The organism is Pseudomonas sp. EL_65y_Pfl1_R83 (genome assembly GCF_963970695.1).
GTDB classification, from domain to species: Bacteria; Pseudomonadota; Gammaproteobacteria; order Pseudomonadales; family Pseudomonadaceae; genus Aquipseudomonas; species Aquipseudomonas tritici.
The window spans coordinates 1-1,064 of record NZ_CAXAQI010000042.1 but is presented as its reverse complement, the minus strand read 5'-3'; the positions used below and the strand labels follow the sequence as shown (position 1 = coordinate 1,064).

1 pseudogene is annotated in these 1,064 nt (G+C 66.8%); it reads right to left on the bottom strand.

The features are described 5' to 3' along the window. Window positions 1–47: 47 nt before the first annotated feature. Window positions 48–1,064, bottom strand: a pseudogene (locus AACY08_RS27460) (IS481 family transposase); the annotation flags it as partial.

The window sequence follows — 1,064 nt, the reverse complement described above, 5'->3', positions numbered from 1 at the left end:
CTGGAACGGGCGGGCGAGGCCGTAGCTGGATTGCACGTCGGAGAGCATCAACTGGTCCTTCGTCGTGACAGGAACCGGTCGCGGAAGCGATCGGCGAAGATGGCCTTGTCGACCGTCTCGCCGAGCAATGCGTCGATGAAGGCACGATCCTCCTCTGGCAGCGAGCCCAGCGGCAGTCGGAGCTGTTCGACGATCGCCTGTCGGGCGGCAAGGCCGGTGGCATGGGCCGTCTCGACGACCGGGTCCGGAAAGGGTGTGCGCCGCACGGCAAGCCCTGAGGTGGTAGGCGGCAGCGACGGCAAGGGCCGGTCACCACCCGTGATCGCGGCACGGGGCAGACCGAGCTGGTCGGCAAGCCGCACCACCTTGTCGAGCCGTTCTTCCGCCCGGCTCTTCTGGTATTTGCGGTAGCGATAGAGCGGCACCGCGCCGCGCGACGGCTCGAACGGGCCGAAGCGCTTGCCGTCGTGCTCGACGAACAGCGCCTGGTCGAACAACCCCCATAGCAGCGTCACCGTCTCGCCGGCGAGATGCGGCTCGACTTCATAGGTCGTGCCCTCGACCGAGACGGTCGCGTCACCGGCGACGTTACGGCGCTCAGGCTGGCGCGCGAAGGCGCAGAACCGCTCCCATGAGCACATCGCCCGGACGCCTTCGGGCGGCAGATGGCGCAGCCAGTGTTCGATGCGGGCGTGCGGCTCGGAGCGATGGTCGGCATTGTTGTAGGTGACCAGCGCGCGGCGCAGCCATAGATTGGCCTCTTCCTCGTCCTTGGGCTTGTGGAAGTGGTACAGCGTCTCGTGCACCTCCTTGATGGTGCGGAAAGGGCGCTCGACCTTACCCTTGGCGCGCGCGGCAGTGTGACGGTCGCCCTGTTTGGGTGGAAGGTGCGTCAGGACGCGGATACCGAGACTGCCCATCACCGACTGGAAGACACTCGACCGGCTGACTGGGCCATTGTCCATGTAGATCGTGACCGGCAGGCCCTGGAACGGCAACTCGGGTTCGGGCTTGGCGGCGAACGCATTGAACAGGAAGCGCAGGGCCGACTCCGCATCCTCGCC